Source organism: Streptomyces sp. OZ13 (assembly GCF_052068155.1).
Classification (GTDB): Bacteria; Actinomycetota; Actinomycetes; order Streptomycetales; family Streptomycetaceae; genus Streptomyces.
Map to the genome: position 1 here is coordinate 144,924 of NZ_JBQHCZ010000014.1, position 16,543 is coordinate 161,466.

10 protein-coding genes are annotated in these 16,543 nt (G+C 71.2%); 7 read left to right on the forward strand and 3 right to left on the reverse strand.

The window, feature by feature from the left end; all coding sequences use genetic code 11:
• Window positions 1–253: 253 nt before the first annotated feature.
• The 4 genes from ACTMTU_RS27240 (at window position 254) to glgB (ending at window position 8,604) form a co-directional block, all read left to right on the forward strand.
• On the forward strand, window positions 254–2,251 hold the full coding sequence (locus ACTMTU_RS27240) for a maltotransferase domain-containing protein (RefSeq protein ID WP_441266092.1): 1,998 nt from the start codon (window positions 254–256) through the stop codon (window positions 2,249–2,251).
• A complete protein-coding gene (gene treS, locus ACTMTU_RS27245; protein WP_441266093.1) occupies window positions 2,248–3,984 on the forward strand; it encodes a maltose alpha-D-glucosyltransferase in 1,737 nt (578 codons plus the stop codon). The genes ACTMTU_RS27240 and treS overlap by 4 nt, the downstream gene beginning before the upstream one ends.
• 177 nt (window positions 3,985–4,161) lie before the next feature.
• Window positions 4,162–5,538: a maltokinase N-terminal cap-like domain-containing protein gene (locus ACTMTU_RS27250; protein WP_441266094.1), complete on the forward strand. Its 1,377-nt coding sequence runs from the start codon at window positions 4,162–4,164 to the stop codon at window positions 5,536–5,538.
• Window positions 5,539–5,892: 354 nt separating this feature from the next.
• Window positions 5,893–8,604 (forward strand): 1,4-alpha-glucan branching enzyme, encoded by a 2,712-nt coding sequence (glgB, locus tag ACTMTU_RS27255; protein ID WP_441266155.1) that lies wholly within the window; start codon window positions 5,893–5,895, stop codon window positions 8,602–8,604.
• A 106-nt stretch (window positions 8,605–8,710) separates the two neighbouring features.
• Here the strand turns inward: glgB and ACTMTU_RS27260 are convergent, their stop codons facing one another.
• Together ACTMTU_RS27260 and ACTMTU_RS27265 are read right to left on the reverse strand one after the other, a co-directional pair.
• Window positions 8,711–10,960, reverse strand: coding sequence for a HelD family protein (locus ACTMTU_RS27260; RefSeq protein WP_441266095.1), 2,250 nt, complete (start codon window positions 10,958–10,960; stop codon window positions 8,711–8,713).
• Between the two features lie 215 nt (window positions 10,961–11,175).
• The gene (locus ACTMTU_RS27265; protein WP_441266096.1) at window positions 11,176–12,705 is read right to left on the reverse strand and encodes a hypothetical protein; all 1,530 of its coding nucleotides are present in this window, start codon (window positions 12,703–12,705) and stop codon (window positions 11,176–11,178) included.
• Window positions 12,706–12,814: 109 nt separating this feature from the next.
• Between ACTMTU_RS27265 and ACTMTU_RS27270 the strand changes: the two genes are divergently transcribed.
• The 3 genes from ACTMTU_RS27270 (at window position 12,815) to ACTMTU_RS27280 (ending at window position 16,168) form a co-directional block, all read left to right on the forward strand.
• Window positions 12,815–13,975, forward strand: coding sequence for a sensor histidine kinase (locus tag ACTMTU_RS27270; protein WP_441266097.1), 1,161 nt, complete (start codon window positions 12,815–12,817; stop codon window positions 13,973–13,975).
• Window positions 13,972–14,667 carry a response regulator transcription factor gene (locus ACTMTU_RS27275; protein ID WP_441266098.1) on the forward strand — a complete coding sequence of 232 codons (696 nt, stop codon included), beginning with the start codon at window positions 13,972–13,974 and terminating at the stop codon, window positions 14,665–14,667. The genes ACTMTU_RS27270 and ACTMTU_RS27275 overlap by 4 nt, the downstream gene beginning before the upstream one ends.
• Before the next feature lie 64 nt (window positions 14,668–14,731).
• Entirely contained in the window at window positions 14,732–16,168 is a 1,437-nt protein-coding gene (locus ACTMTU_RS27280; RefSeq protein ID WP_441266099.1) for a WGR domain-containing protein, read from the forward strand.
• A 31-nt stretch (window positions 16,169–16,199) separates the two neighbouring features.
• Here ACTMTU_RS27280 and trxA read toward each other — a convergent pair whose 3' ends face one another.
• On the reverse strand, window positions 16,200–16,541 hold the full coding sequence (gene trxA, locus ACTMTU_RS27285; RefSeq protein WP_441266100.1) for a thioredoxin: 342 nt from the start codon (window positions 16,539–16,541) through the stop codon (window positions 16,200–16,202).
• Window positions 16,542–16,543 lie beyond the last annotated feature (2 nt).

Sequence of the window (16,543 nt, forward strand, 5' to 3'; positions counted from 1 at the left end):
GTCCTAGTAGTTAACACATCACCGGATTGCCCACCCGAAGGGCGTGGGAAGGCTCACCCGGTACGCAGGCGAGCACCCTCGAACGGCCTCCCTACCGTCCACCCGAGTGAACGCGGACAGGAGCGGACATGCCCGCAGCCCGCCAGTCACCGTTTCAGCAGATACAAATAAAACTCAGTCAAATGAGACCCACCCCGCACAAACGAGACATCCCGCTCGATCCGACCTGCCCGCACAGCCCTCAGGTGATGTTGTGAACTCGCTCATCGGTCGCATCCCCGTCCTGGACGTCCGCCCACTCGTCGACTGCGGCAGAAGGCCCGCGAAGGCCGTGGCGGGTGAGACCTTCCAGGTCACCGCCACGGTCTTCCGCGAGGGCCATGACGCAGTCGCCGCCAACGTCGTGCTGCACGACCCGAAGGGCCGCTCCGGTCCCTTCACCCCCATGCGGGAACTCGCCCCCGGCACCGACCGGTGGGGAGCGGAGGTCACCCCCTCCACGGAAGGCCACTGGACGTACACCGTCGAGGCCTGGAGCGATCCCGTCGCCACATGGCGCCACCACGCCGGCATCAAGATCCCTGCCGGGATCGACACCGAACTGGTTCTGGCCGAAGGAGCGAAACTGTACGAACGGGCCGCGGCCGGCGTCCCGAAGAAGGACGGCAGGGAGGCCGTGCTCGCCGCCGCCGACGCGCTGCGGGACACGGCCAGGCCCGCGGCGGCCCGGCTCGCCGCCGCGTTCGCGCCCGACGCGGAGGCCGCCCTCTCCCGCCATCCGCTGCGCGAGCTGGTCAGCTCCTCACCACCGCTGCCGCTCCAGGTGGAACGCCGGCGGGCGCTCTACGGCTCCTGGTACGAGCTGTTCCCGCGTTCGGAGGGCGCGGTCGTCGAAGAGGGCGAGCCGCCCGTCTCCGGCACCTTCCGCACCGCCGCCGAACGACTGCCCGCCGTCGCCGCGATGGGCTTCGACGTGGTGTACCTGCCACCGATCCACCCCATCGGGACCACCCACCGCAAGGGCCCGGACAACTCACTGACCGCCGGCCCCCACGACGTCGGCGTGCCGTGGGCGATCGGCTCCGCGTTCGGCGGGCACGACGCGATCCACCCGGAACTCGGCACGCTCGCCGACTTCGACCACTTCGTGACGGCCGCCCGTTCCCTGCGCATGGAGGTCGCACTCGACTTCGCCCTCCAGTGCTCCCCCGACCACCCCTGGGTCAAGGAGCATCCCGAGTGGTTCCACCACCGGGCCGACGGCTCCATCGCGTACGCGGAGAACCCGCCGAAGAAGTACCAGGACATCTACCCCATCGCGTTCGACACGGACATGAAGGGCCTGGTCCGAGAGACGGTCCGGGTACTGCGCTTCTGGATGGACCACGGGGTGCGGATCTTCCGTGTCGACAACCCGCACACCAAGCCGGTCGTCTTCTGGGAGAAGGTGATCGGGGAGATCAACGGCAAGGACCCGGACGTCATCTTCCTGGCCGAGGCGTTCACCAGGCCGGCGATGATGCGCACCCTGGGAGCGATCGGTTTCCAGCAGTCGTACACGTACTTCACCTGGCGCAACACCAAGTACGAGCTCACCGAGTACGTCACCGAACTGGCCGGTGAATCGGCCGCCTTCATGCGGCCGAACTTCTTCGTGAACACCCCCGACATCCTGCACGCCTACCTTCAGGAGGGCGGCCGGCCCGCCTACGAGGTGCGGGCCGTGCTGGCCGCGACGATGTCGCCGTCCTGGGGCCTGTACGCGGGCTACGAGCTCTGCGAGAACGTCCCGCTCAAGGTCGGCAGCGAGGAGTACCGGCATTCGGAGAAGTACCAACTGCGCCCGCGGGACTGGGAGACGGCCGAGCGTGAGGGCCGCACGATCACACCGCTGATCACCACGCTCAACCGGATCAGGCGCCGCCACCCGGCGCTCCAGCAGCTGCGTGACATCCACTTCCACCACATCGACAACGACCGGATGATCGCCTACTCGAAGCGGTCCGGTTCCGATGTGGTCCTGGTCGTGGCGAACCTCGACCCCCACCACACCCAGGAGGCCACGGTCTCGTTGGACATGCCGCAACTCGGTCTCGAAGGGGACGAGACCGTACCGGTGCGCGACGAGCTCACCGGCGAGACCTATCACTGGGGCAGGGCGAACTATGTGCGCCTCGAGCCGGGTACCGCGCCCGCGCACGTCCTCACCCTGCGACCGTCCCAGCAGACCGGAGGGTCACCCACATCATGATCGTGAATGAGCCCGTCCACGACACGTTCGAGGACACCCCCGCACGCGACCGCGACCCCGACTGGTTCAAGCGGGCCGTCTTCTACGAGGTCCTGGTCCGCTCCTTCCAGGACAGCAACGGCGACGGCGTCGGAGACCTCAAGGGCATCACCGCCAAACTGGACTATCTGCAGTGGCTGGGCGTGGACTGCCTGTGGCTGCCGCCGTTCTTCAAGTCCCCCTTGCGGGACGGTGGTTACGACGTCGCCGACTACACCTCCGTGCTCCCCGAGTTCGGTGACCTGGCCGACTTCGTGGAGTTCGTCGACGCGGCCCACCAGCGCGGCATGCGCGTCATCATCGACTTCGTCATGAACCACACCAGCGACCAGCACCCGTGGTTCCTCCAGTCGCGCAGCGACCCGGACGGCCCGTACGGCGACTACTACGTCTGGGCCGACGACGACAAGCAGTACCAGGACGCGCGGATCATCTTCGTCGACACCGAGTCGTCGAACTGGACCTTCGACCCGGTGCGCAAGCAGTACTACTGGCACCGGTTCTTCTCCCACCAGCCGGACCTCAACTACGAGAACCCGGCCGTGCAGGAGGAGATCATCTCCGCGCTGCGGTTCTGGCTCGACCTCGGCATCGACGGATTCCGGCTGGACGCGGTGCCCTACCTCTACCAGGAGGAAGGCACCAACTGCGAGAACCTGCCGCGCACCCACTCCTTCCTCAAGCGGGTGCGCAAGGAGATCGACGCGCACTACCCGGACACGGTGCTGCTGGCGGAGGCCAACCAGTGGCCGGAGGACGTCGTCGACTACTTCGGCGACTACACGGCCGGCGGCGACGAGTGCCACATGGCGTTCCACTTCCCCGTGATGCCGCGGATCTTCATGGCGGTACGGCGCGAGTCCCGCTACCCGGTCTCGGAAATCCTCGCCAAGACGCCGGCCATCCCGAAGAACTGCCAGTGGGGCATCTTCCTGCGCAACCACGACGAGCTCACGCTCGAGATGGTCACGGACGAAGAACGCGACTACATGTACGCCGAGTACGCCAAGGACCCGCGGATGCGGGCCAACATCGGCATCCGCCGGCGGCTCGCGCCCCTGCTCGACAACGACCGCAACCAGATCGAGCTGTTCACCGCGCTGCTGCTGTCGCTGCCCGGCTCACCGATCCTCTACTACGGGGACGAGATCGGGATGGGCGACAACATCTGGCTCGGCGACCGGGACGCCGTGCGCACCCCGATGCAGTGGACCCCGGACCGCAACGCGGGCTTCTCGTCCTGCGACCCGGGACGGCTCTACCTGCCGACCATCATGGACCCGGTCTACGGCTACCAGGTCACCAACGTCGAGGCGTCGATGTCGTCGCCCTCCTCGCTGCTGCACTGGACCCGGCGGATGATCGAGATCCGTAAGCAGAATCCGGCCTTCGGGCTCGGTTCGTATACGGAACTCCCCTCCTCGAACCCGGCCGTGCTCGCCTTCTTGAGGGAGGCACCCTCCAAGGAAGAAGGGGGAGACGACCTGGTCCTGTGCGTCCACAACTTCTCGCGGTTCGCGCAGCCGACGGAGCTCGATCTGCGGACCTTCAGTGGACGCCATCCGGTGGAACTCATCGGCGGGGTGCGGTTCCCGCCCATCGGCCAGTGGCCGTACCTGCTGACCCTGGCAGGCCACGGCTTCTACTGGTTCCGCCTCCGCAAGGACGCGAAGAGCGCAGCCGCCACAGCCTGACGTGTCCGCGAGGGGGACTGAACCGGTCCGAAAGGCGCCCCCTACTCCGGCGGGGCGGTTTCCACCGCCCCGCTTCGGGCACTCCCCCCTCACCCCCGCGCGCCGCCGGACAGCCACAGCTGCAATCCGGGACACTTTGCGCATTCGTGGTGTACCCGGGGAAAGGACGCGATGCCCATGTCGGAGGCTGCATCCACCCGGACTCCGCTCGGTCTGCTTCCCTCGCTCGCCCCACTGCTGCGCCAATGGCTGCCCGAACAGCGCTGGTTCGCGGGCAAGGGGTACGAGGTCGGAGGCTTCTCACTCGTCTCCGCGACGGAGCTGCTGCCCCTGGACGGGCCCGGCCCCGGGCTGCTGCACCTGCTCGTGCGGGTCACGCAGCGGGACGTGCCCGTGCGGTCGTCCGCCGACTGCTACCAACTGCTCATCGGCGTGCGCGAGACCCTGCCGCCGCCGATGGCATCCGCGTTGATCGGCCATCTCACCGACGGACCGCTCGCCGGGCGAACCGTGTACGAGGGGACCCGCGACCCGCGGCTCGCCGCGCTCCTGCTGGAACGGCTGCGCACGCCGGGCCTGCTCGGGCCGCTGCGCTTCGAGCGGTTCGACGGCGCGCCCGCTCTGCCGGCCCGGCTGCCCGCACGGCCGCTGGACGCCGAACAGTCCAACTCCTCGCTCGTCTACGGCGACGCGTACATCCTCAAGCTCTTCCGCCGTATCCACCCGGGGCCCAACCCCGACCTCGAACTGCCGCTCGCCCTCGCCCGGGCCGGCTGCGGACGCGTGCCGGCACCGGTCGCCTGGTACGGGACGAGCACGCCGGAACCTTTCACCCTCGGCGTCCTCCAGCCGTTCCTCCCGGGCTCCCGCGACGGCTGGGTACTCGCGCTTGAGGCACTGGCCGCCGACCGCTCCTTCCAGGGCGAGGCCCATGAGCTGGGCCGGGTGACCGCCGAGGTGCACACGGCGCTCGCCGACACCCTGCCGACGGTCAAGCTCGGCGGCCCGCAGACCGAGCGGCTGGCGGCGGCGATGGTCCGGCGGCTGGAGACGGCCGCGCAGTCCGTACCCGCGCTGGTGCCGTACGTGCCGCGGCTGCGCGCCGCCTTCGACGCGGTGGCCACGCTCGGCGGCCGCGGGCGCACCTGGGCGGCCCAACGGGTGCACGGGGACCTGCATCTCGGCCAGATACTGCGAGGCCCGAAGGACACCCCCTGGTCCGTCATCGACTTCGAGGGCGAACCGGCCAGGCCGCTCACCGAACGGTGCCGTCCGCAGCCCGCCGTGCGCGATGTTGCGGGCATGCTCCGCTCCTTCGACTACGCGGCCCGTACGCACCGCCCCTGGAATCCGGCGTGGGCGGAGCGGTGCCGTGCGGCGTACTGCGACGGCTACGCCGAAGCCGGCGGCGACGACCCCCGCGAGGAGCCCGAACTGCTCCGCGCCTACGAGACCGACAAGGCCGTCTACGAAGTCGTCTACGAGGCCAGACACCGGCCGGACTGGCTGCCCGTGCCGATGGCCGCGATCGAACGCCTCGCCGCACTCGACTGACCTGCACCGCTTCCCCCACCGACGCATCTGCCGCCCTAGGAGGCCGAATCCGTGACCGCCCGACCGTCGTCCCGCAAGCCCTCGGGACCGGAAGTCCCGCACCAGCCGACCGAGACGCACAGCGCAGAGACCGGACCCGCCGGGCCGGCCGAGCCGGGCGCGGTGCGCGACACGGAGAGGACGAGGTCCGGCTCCGGCCGTGCCCCTGGTTCCGCGACCGGCGCCGTCACGCCGCCCGCCGGTGACGAGCCGTCCGTGACCGGGACCGCGCAGCCGGCCGAAGCCGGCTCCCCCGCACCGGAGGGCTCCGCGCCCGCCGGGAACGAGGCGGCGGGGACGGCCGACGCCGGTTCCGTGCCGACGGGCGCCGGGGCGCGCCCGGCTCGCTCCGGCGGGAGGAAGGCCGCCCGCGCGGACACCGCCGCGGCGGCGGACCCGGCCGTACCCCAGCCGGTCGGCTCGGGCGGGACCGCGGCCCGTCCCGCACGGGCGGCGCGCGCCCGGGCCGGCACGGCCAAGCCGGCGGGAGCCGCGACCGCACCGGCGGGGGCGGCCCGTGCCAGGGCGGGCGCCACCCGCACGAAGAGCACCCGGACCGGCGGCACGGGCACGGACGTTCCCGCCTCCGATGCTCCCGCGGTGACCCCGGCAGCGGCCGGGACCGCCGCCACAGGGGCTGCGGCGGGCGGTGGCACGGCCGGGACGGCAGCCGGGGCCACCACCAGGACCACCACCGGTTCCGGCGACCGGGACGGTCAGGACGGGGCCGGCCCCCCGTCCGCCGACCGTGGCGGGTCCGCGTCCGGCCCCGGCAAGGCGGGCCGCGCCAAGCCGGCCGGCGCTCCCCGGCCGCGCGACGGACGCGGCGTCCGCGCGGCGAAGCCGCTCGGCGACGACGACCGGGGCCGGCTGCTGAGCGGCGGCCACCACGACCCGCACGCCCTGCTCGGCGCCCACTCGGTGCGCGGCGGCGTCGAACTGCGGGTGCTGCGTCCGCACGCCCTGTCCGTGACCGTCCTCGCCAAGGGCCTGCGCACCGAGCTGAACAACGACGGCGACGGCCTCTTCTCCGGCCTCCTCCCGCTGCGGACGACCCCCGACTACCGTCTGCTCGTCACCTACGAAGGCCACGAGGACGGCTTCGAGGTCGAGGACCCGTACCGCTTCCTTCCCGCCCTCGGCGAGCTCGACCTGCATCTGATCGGCGAGGGCAGGCACGAGGAGCTGTGGCGGGCGCTGGGCGCGCATCCGATGACGCACCAGGGCGTCACCGGCACCCGGTTCACCGTCTGGGCGCCGAACGCGCGGGGCGTACGTGTGGTCGGCGACTTCAACTTCTGGGACGGCTCAGGCTTCCCCATGCGGTCGCTCGGCGCGACCGGCGTGTGGGAGCTGTTCCTGCCCGGCATCGGCGATGGCGCGCTCTACAAGTTCGAGATCATGCGCCCGGACGGCTCGTACACGCAGCGGGCCGACCCGATGGCCCGGCGCACGGAGGTGCCGCCCGCCAACGCGTCGATCGTGACCGAGTCGCACCACGAGTGGGGCGACCAGGAGTGGATGACACGCCGCGGCGAGGTGCCCGTCCACGAGGCGCCGCTGTCGGTCTACGAGGTGCACCTTCCGTCCTGGCGGCCCGGGCTGACCTACCGCCAGCTCGCGGTGCAGCTCCCGAAGTACGTGAAGGACCTCGGCTTCACGCATGTGGAGTTCATGCCGGTCGCCGAGCATCCCTTCGGCGGCTCCTGGGGCTACCAGGTCACCGGCTTCTACGCGCCGACCTCGCGCATGGGCACCCCGGACGACTTCCGGCACTTGGTGGACAGCCTGCACCGGGCGGGCATCGGCGTGCTGGTGGACTGGGTGCCCGCCCACTTCCCCAGGGACGACTGGGCGCTGGCCGAGTTCGACGGACGCCCCTTGTACGAGCACAGCGACCCGGCGCGGGCGGCGCACCCCGACTGGGGCACCCTCGAGTTCGACTACGGACGCAAGGAGGTCCGCAACTTCCTGGTGGCCAACGCGACATACTGGTGCGAGGAGTTCCACATCGACGGCCTGCGGGTCGACGCGGTCGCCTCGATGCTCTACCTCGACTACTCCCGCGAGGACGGCGAATGGTCGCCGAACGTGCACGGCGGCAGGGAGAACCTGGACGCCGTCGCCTTCCTCCAGGAGATGAACGCGACCGTGTACCGCCGCTGCCCCGGTGTGGTCACCGTCGCGGAGGAGTCCACCGCCTGGAACGGCGTCACCCGGGCCACCCACCACGTGGGCGACGACGGATTCGGCGGTCTCGGCTTCGGCCTGAAGTGGAACATGGGCTGGATGCACGACTCGCTGGGCTACGTCGAGCACGAACCGGTGCACCGCAAGTTCCACCACAACGAGATGACGTTCTCGATGGTGTACGCCTACAGCGAGAACTACGTCCTGCCGATCTCGCACGACGAGGTCGTGCACGGCAAGCGGGCGCTGGTCAGCAAGATGCCCGGCGACTGGTGGCAGCAGCGGGCCAACCACCGCGCCTATCTGGGCTTCATGTGGGCCCACCCCGGCAAGCAGCTCCTGTTCATGGGGCAGGAGTTCGCCCAGGGCGCCGAGTGGTCCGAGGGCCACGGCCCCGACTGGTGGCTGCTCGACCCGTCGTACGCGGCGGAGCCGGACCACCGCGGTGTGCGGGACCTCGTGCGCGAGCTGAACACCGTGTACGGCAAGGCTCCCGCGCTGTGGCAGCGGGACACCGTGCCGGAGGGCTTCGCATGGGTGGACGGCGGGGCGTGGGAGGACAACGTGTTCGCCTTCCTGCGCTTCGACAAGCACGGCTCGCCGCTGCTGGCGGTGAGCAACTTCTCGCCGGTGGTGCGGCACGGCTACCGGCTGGGCGTCCCGGAGACGGTCACCGCCTGGGCGGAGGTCCTCAACACCGACGAGGAGCGGTTCGGCGGCTCCGGAGTCCTCAACGCGGACCCGATGAAGGCGGAGCAGGTCGAGTCCCACGGCCGCCGTACGTCGATCGCGCCGACCCTGCCGCCACTGGCGACGGTCTGGTTCCGGCCGGCCTGAGCCCGGCCGGAACCGCAGGGCGACGGCCGCGGTCACCGCGAAGGTGACCGCGGCCGTCGCGCGTTCCTGGCGGCCGATCCCGCTCGCCCGCGACGTCGGCGGCGGCTCAGGCCGCTCCGGTCCCGGCCCGGCCGCCCGTACGCACCACTCCCAGGCGCTGCGTCGCCCTGGTGTACGCCACATAGAGGTCGTTCACACCCTGCGCGGAAGCGGACAGGATCAGGTCCGGCTCCGCCACGATCACGGTGTCGAACTCCAGGCCCTTGGCGGCCCTCGGGTCGAGCAGGACCACGGGCCGCGTCAGATCGGGCTCGCCCGTGGCGGACACGTCCGGAACGGCGTCCGCGATCGCGGTGTGCAGAGCGGTGGGGGCGATCACCGCGATCCGGCCCTCGCGCGGGGCGTCGGCCACCCTGTCGGCGACAGTGGCGGCGAGCTCCGCCGGGTCCACGGTCACCTCCCACGGTTCGACCCCGGTCGAGCGCACCGAACGCGGCGGCTCGAACGCCGGGTCCTTGCTGCGCCGCACCTCGGCGGCGAGGGCCATGATCTCGGCAGGCGTCCGGTAGTTGACGCCCAGCCGGGTGTGCTCGAAGCGGTCGCCGACGTACGGCTCGAGGATCTCCTGCCACGACGCGCAGCCGGCCGCGTCGCCGGTCTGCGCGGGGTCGCCGACCAGCGTCATGGACCGGGTCGGGCAGCGGCGCATCAGCAGCCGCCACGCCATCTGCGAGAGCTCCTGCGCCTCGTCGACGATGATGTGCCCGAACGCCCAGGTACGGTCGGCGGCGGCCCGTTCCGCGGCGCTGCGGTGGTCCGCCTCCTCCTGGCGTTCGGCCATCCGCTCGGCGTCGATGATGTCGTGCGCGGCGAGGACCTCCGAGTCCTCGTCGTCCTTGTCCTCGAACTCGTACGTCCGTGAGGCGTAGGAGACTTCGAGCACGCCCTGCGCGTAGGCGATCTGCCGCGCGCGCTCGGCCTCGGCACGGGCGAGGGCCGCCGAGTCGTCCTCGCCGAGGAGTTCGGCGGCCTCGTCGAGCAACGGCACGTCGGCCGGGGTCCACGGGCCCGTCTCCCGCCTGAGGAGTGCGGCATCCTCCGCCGGCAGATGGGCGGGCTCCGCGAGGAAGTCCGCCAGGAACTCCTGCGGCGTGAGCGGCGGCCACAGCGTGGCGATCGCGGCGTGGACGTCGGAGCTGGCGGCGATGGCCTTGCCGAGCTGCGCGATGTCGTCGGGGCCGAGGAAGTTGGGGCCTCCGTACGGGTCTTCGCCGATGCGGTCCGCGAGCTGGGCCGTCAGGTCGTCGATGATCCGGAACACGAAGTGAGGGCGGGCGAGGTTGTGCGGCAGCCCCGTCTCGCGGGCCTTGTGCCGTGCCTCGACGGCCATGCCCCAGTCGATGACGAGGTCGCCGTCGTCGTGCGGCACGACGAGCGGCTCGTCCTTGTCGGGCACCCGCTGCCGGTCGCGTACCGCCTCCGCCAGCACGTCCGCCATGTCCGCGCGGCCCTTGACGGCCGCGGCGGCGGGACTGTCGGTGCCGGTGGCGTGCACACCGGGGAAGAGCTCGCCGACCGTCGACAGCAGTACACCGGTCTCGCCGAGCGAGGGCAGCACCTCCCCGATGTAGCCGAGGAAGGCCGGATTCGGTCCGACGATCAGCACCGCGCGCTTGGAGAGCTGTTCCCTGTGCGCGTACAGCAGGTAGGCGGCCCTGTGGAGGGCGACCGCGGTCTTGCCCGTTCCCGGGCCGCCCTCCACGACGAGGACACCGCGCTGCGGGGCCCGGATGATCCGGTCCTGCTCGGCCTGGATGGTCGACACGATGTCGCCCATCCGCCCGGTGCGGGCGCTGCCGAGCGCGGCGAGCAGCACCTCGTCGGCGTCGTGGGACTCGTAGCCGGTGCGGGTGGTGTCGGCGAGGTCCATGATCTCGTCGTGCAGCGCGGTGACCGTCCGCCCCTGCGTGGTGATGTGCCGCCGGCGGCGCAGTCCCATCGGCTCATGACCGGTGGCGAGATAGAAGGGGCGCGCGACGGGGGCCCGCCAGTCGATCAGCAGAGGAGTGCGTTCCGCGTCGTCACGGCGGATTCCGGTGCGCCCGATGTGATGGGTGACACCGTCGCGCCGGTCGATGCGGCCGAATACCAGACCGGTGTCGGCTGCATTCAGGGCCGCCAGCGACGCCGAATGCTCGACGACGCCGATGTCCCGCTCGACCCGCGCCTGCCTGCCCGTCCCCACCTGCGCGATCGTGGCGTTCAGAGCGGCTTCGGCCTCGTCACGGAGCTGGTCGAGCCGCTCGTGCACGAGAGAGACGAATTGCTGTTCCCGCTGCAATTCCTCGGTTGACAATTCAGCTCCTGACGCGGTAAGGTACGTTTATTGAACTTCTCCGTCCGGTGACGAATCTTCTGGACGGAAACAATAAATATACCCAGGAAAATACCCCGGCCGTCAATTCGGCCGGGTTTTTTGTTGCCGTCGGCAGAGCGGCCGGGTACTGGTGCGTGCCGGGCTCGGGACCCTTCGGCGGCGCGGGGACTCGCGAGCCCCCGCGCCGCCGAAGGTCACCTCGGGTCCGGCTGTCCGGGCCGATCGTCGCCCCGCGGCAGGCGGCTCAGGGCGAGTCCCAGAAGCAACACCGTGTACGTGCCCAGCACAGCGGTCCCGGCCCACCACGGAAGCGGGAAGTACCCGGTGGAGGGCGCGTAGTGGGCGACGACCTGCGGATGTTCGACGAGGGTCTGCCGGACGGCGAAGCCGGCGGCCGGAGTGACCCGCAGCAGCCACTGCGACAGGCCGTCGGCCAGCAATGGGAAGGAGGTCACGACGTACGGGACCGCGATCGCCAGAACGGCGACGAGGATCGCGGGCCGGGCGCGCCTCAGCAGGGCGCCGAGCGCGAGCGCGAGCACCGCGGCGAGGGCGAGCACGGCGGCCGTACCGACGGCCACCCGCACACCGGTGAACGCGGACACCCCGACGACGGAGATCCCGTTCCCCTTCAGGACCGCCGTGCCGGCCGGGATCACGACGCCCACGGCGAGAAGACCGGTCACGAACGTGACGGCTCCGACGACGACCGTCTTCGCCGCGAGCACCCGGCGGGTGACCGGAGCGCCGCCCGCGGCCTCGCGGCGGTACGCGGAGGTGATGAACCGCACCGCGACCACGAGCACGATGAGCAGCCCTGCCCCCAGGCCGCCGAGCACACTCTCCACCGGGCGTGCGCCGCCCTCCGTACCTGACGGCCCGATGTCCCCGATGCCGGTGACGGTGATCGTGCCGCCCTCCACCACGGCCCCGGAGGCCTTGTGGTACTTCTCCCAGTCGGTCCGGTTCATCTCGCCGACCGCCTGGCCCCGCCAATCCCCGCCGGAGACGGCGCCCTTGAGGCCGACGTTGTCGAAGACACCGCCCGCCTGCGTGAAGCGCACCTGTTCCGTGGCGCCGCCCAGGCCGACACGACGCAGCGTCAGGTCGCCGGGGGAGGTGGCGAACAGCCCGACCTGGACGGTCCCGGACAGCCCGGACAGCTTCGCCGTGCCGACCTTCGTCCACCGCTCGCCGTCGGTGGACTCGTGGCCCGTGACGGTCTCGCCCGACCGCGTCAGCCGCAGCCAGCGCGGCGCCCCGGCCGAGACCCCGCCGCCGCTGCCGGCGATGTCGTGGCGGTAGTCGTACTGCATCCGCACACCGTGGCTGCCGGTGAGCATGAGCGCCGCGTAGGAGGACCCCTGGCGGACACCGTCCTTGATGATGATCCCGGCCTTGGCCCACGGCACCAGGCCCGGGACGATCCGGTCATGGTCCGGCGGTGGATAGGTGATGGTGCCCGTCATGGACGTCATCCGGACCGTGATGCTGCCGTTCTCGCCCAGATCACGATGCAGGAAGTAGAACTGGTCGCTGACGAGGGAGCCGTCCGGTCCGGTCGGTTCTGCGGGGCACGGGCCGTCGCAGGACGCGCGGTTGCCGAACGCGTGGAGCAGACCGAGGGCGACGACGACCAGAGCCGCGAGCGCCATCGCGATCAGCCGGCCCGGGCGTCGGAATCCGGTCCATTCCCGCCGTAGAAGTTCGTTGGTCGTAAGCATGGTCCGGTTCTACGGATCCGGCCGTGACACCGTCCGAACCGCCTCTGTCACATCACTGTTAGGTGCGGCGGGGCATCCTTGGTCCGGCCGGACGAGCGGGGAGAGGACCATGGGCAAGCTGCGGAGCGGGACCGTCGTACGGCGCTTCACGATCTTGTACGCGGCGGGGTTCCTCGGGTCCGGAACCGCGCTGCTCGCCCTGACCTATCTGATGTCCGGCAGCCGCCTGACCACCGCCGCTCCCGAGCAGCCCCCGGCCGGCCCGGCCGGTCCCGGTGCCGCCGAGCGGCGGATCCGGGACCTGGAGGGACAACTCTCGGACATGCAGGGGCAGCAGGACCACCAGCTGCTGGCCGGCTCGCTCATCGCGCTGGTGGTGATGGTGGGCGTCTCGCTCCTGCTCGGCCGGGTCCTCGCCGGGCGGGTCCTGCGGCCGCTCCGGCTGATCACCGCGGCGACACGGCGCATCTCCGCGGAGAACCTGCATCAGCGGCTCGCAGTGGCCGGCCCTGCCGACGAGGTCAAGGAGCTGGCCGACACGGTCGACGGCCTGCTGGAACGCCTCGAAGCCTCGTTCGCCGCGCAGCGCAGGTTCGTCGGCAATGCCTCGCACGAACTGCGTACGCCGCTGGCGACGATGCGGGCGTCGCTGGACGTGGCCGTCGCCAAACCGGAGCCCGCGGCGCAGACCGTCGCACTCGCCGGCCGGTTGCGCACCGAACTCGACCGGGTGGACCACCTCCTGGACGGCTTCCTGGTCCTTGCCCGGGCGCAGCACGGCACCCTCGTGGATCGGACCCCCGTGTCCCTCGGCGGGCTGGTGCGGGAGGCACTGACCGCCCGGGCCGCCGACATCACCGCGAAGACGCTGACCGTCGACGACGAGGTGAGGCCGGACACCTGGACGCGGGGCAGTGCGGCGCTGCTGTCCCGGACGGTGGCGAACATGGTCGACAACGCGATCGTGCACAACCAGGATCGCGGCTGGATCCGGATATCCACCGAGCACGACGACACCGAGGCCCGCCTCGTCGTCACGACCGGCGGGCCCGTCCTCGACCAGGAGCGGGTGGACCGGCTGACGCAGCCGTTCGAGCGGCTCGGCGCCGACCGCACGGGACCGGAGGGGAGTTCGGGGCTGGGGCTGTCGATCGTCGCGGCGATCGTCACGGCGCACGGCGGCCGCCTCACCCTCCTGGCCCGGCCGGAGGGCGGCCTGAGCGTGACGGCGGCGCTGCCGTCGGCGGCCGGTCCGGAGGTGACACGGTGAGGGTTCTGGTCGTGGAGGACGCGCGGTCGCTGGCCGAAGTCGTCGCCGAGGGGCTGCGCGATCAGGGGATGGCCGTCGACGTCGCGCACGACGGTCTGGCGGCAGCCGCCAAGCTCGACCTGAACGCGTACGACGTGGTGGTCCTCGATCGCGACCTGCCCGGCATCCACGGCGACACGCTCTGCCAGATGATCACCGAGCGGAACGACCGCGCCATGGTGCTGATGCTGACCGCGGCCGGGGCGCCCGGCGACCGGGTCAGCGGTCTCGCCCTCGGCGCCGACGACTACCTCGGCAAGCCGTTCCACTTCCCGGAGTTGGTCCTCCGCATCCGTTCCCTGGCCCGCCGCCGGCCGGCGGCCCACGCCCGCACGCTGCGCGCCGCCGGCCTCGAACTCGACCCGGTACGCCGGACCGCCGTCCGCGACGGCCGCCCGCTGGAGCTGTCCGTCAAGGAGTTCGCCGTCCTGGAGGCGCTGCTCCGCGCCGCTCCGGGCTTCCTGAGCGCCGAGGACCTCCTGGAACAGGTGTGGGACGAGAACGCCGACCCGTTCACGAACACGGTGACCGTCACCGTCGGCCGGTTGCGCCGCAAGCTGGGCGGCCCGCCGGTGGTCCTGACGACGCCCGGGGTGGGCTATCGCATCGCCGACGCTCCGCAGGACCCCCCGGCTGTCAGTGGTGGGCCGTAGCGTTCAGGGCAGTGGGAGCAGGCGGTGCACGGACCGCCGGTTCGGTCCTGGGGAGGGGTCTGCCATGTCTGCAACGACGTACCTGGAGCTGTCACAGGACGGCGGAGGCGCGCACAAGTTCTACGAGGTCACCGTGGAGGGGACGGTCGTCTCGGTGCGGTGCGGCCGGATCGGCGCTGCCGGCCAGCTCCAGACCTCCGCCTTCCCCACCGGCGAGAAGGCACAGGCCGCCGCGGCGAAGAAGATCGGCGAGAAGGTTCGCAAGGGCTACGCGCCCGCCGTCCAAGGGCAGCGCACGGCACGCCCGGTGACCCGCCGTCAGGTCGCGTCGGCGCCGTCCACGGCACGTTCGACCGCGCCGGTGCTCTGGCGGTTCCGCACGGGCTCGGCGGCGTTCGGCATCCACATCGACGAGGACCGCTGCTGGGTGGGCAACCAGGCGGGTGACGTCTACACCCTCAGCCACACCGGCGAGGTGCTCGCCCGCTACTCGCTGCCGGACGGCGTCAAGTGCCTGGTGGCGGACGACTTCTGGATCTACGCCGGCTGCGACGACGGCAAGGTGTACGACCTGTCGTCGAAGCTGCCCTTCGCCGCCTACGACATCGCCGCGGACGTCGACATCTTCTGGCTCGACATCCGGGAGGGCGTCCTGAACGTCTCCGCCGCCGACGGAGGGCTGACCGTCATCGACCACGAGGACGAGTACCAGTGGTCGCGCCGGTCCGTCGGCGATCAGGCGTGGATGGTCCGCGCGGACGAGCACGCCGTCTACCACGGCCACCGCCGCGGAGTCACGGCGTACGCACCCGACGGAGGCAGGGAGCTGTGGCACACGCCGACGCAGGGCGGCGTGCTCTTCGGCTGGCAGGAGGACACCTCTGTGTACGCCGGCACCGCCAGGAACGTGGTGCAGAAGATCGGCAAGCACACCGGCGCCGTCGAGGCGACCTATCGATGCGACACCGCCGTCTACTCGTGCGCGTCCTCGCCCGACGGGCGTCACGTCTTCGCCGGTGACTCCTCGTCGTCCGTGTACTGCTTCGACGCCGACGGCACCCGCCTGTGGAAGCTGGGCACCGGCGGCGGTTCCGCGCTGTCGATGCAGTACCGGGACGAGAAGCTCTACATGGTCACCACCGACGGCTCCCTGGTGTGCATGGACGCCGGCGAGAGTGCCGTCGGCGCCGCCCAGCGCGGCACGGTGCCCGTCGCACGAGACGTGAAGTCCGCGGCCGCGCTCCCCACTTACACGCCTCCGGTGTCGCTGTCGGCGGTGGCGACGATCTCCGAGCCGCCGAGCACGGGCGTCGTGGTCGAGTGCGTGCGCACCGGCGGCAAACTCCGCGTCCACGTCGTCTCGAACGGCTTCGAGCCCTCGTGGAACGTGCAGTTCCCGCGCGACATACGTGAGGCCGGCGCGCGGTACGTCGTGGACGCGCTGCATCCCGCGCAGGGCGGCTTCTACCGGGTGCGGGGTGAGATCCGCCGCCTCGTCTGAGGCACCACTGCCGCTGTCACCGTCGGCGCCGTCATCCTCGGCCGAGCACGTCCTCCAGTTCCTGGAGAAGCCGGCGCTTGGGGCGCGCGCCGACCATCGACTTCACGGGCTCACCCCCGTCGAAGACCATCAGCGTCGGCATCGACAGCACCCCGTAGCGGACCACCGTCTCCGGATTGGTGTCGGCGTCGATCTGCAGCACCTTCAGCCGCCCGGCCTCCTCGCGGGCGACCGCGCTCAGCACGGGCGCGAGCTGACGGCACGGACCGCACCAGTCCGCTGTGAACTCCAAGAGAACCGGACGGTCCGCGTCGAGCACCTCTGTGTCGAAATCCGTGTCCGTCACCGCGGCCACGCCCTCTGCCTGGATCATCC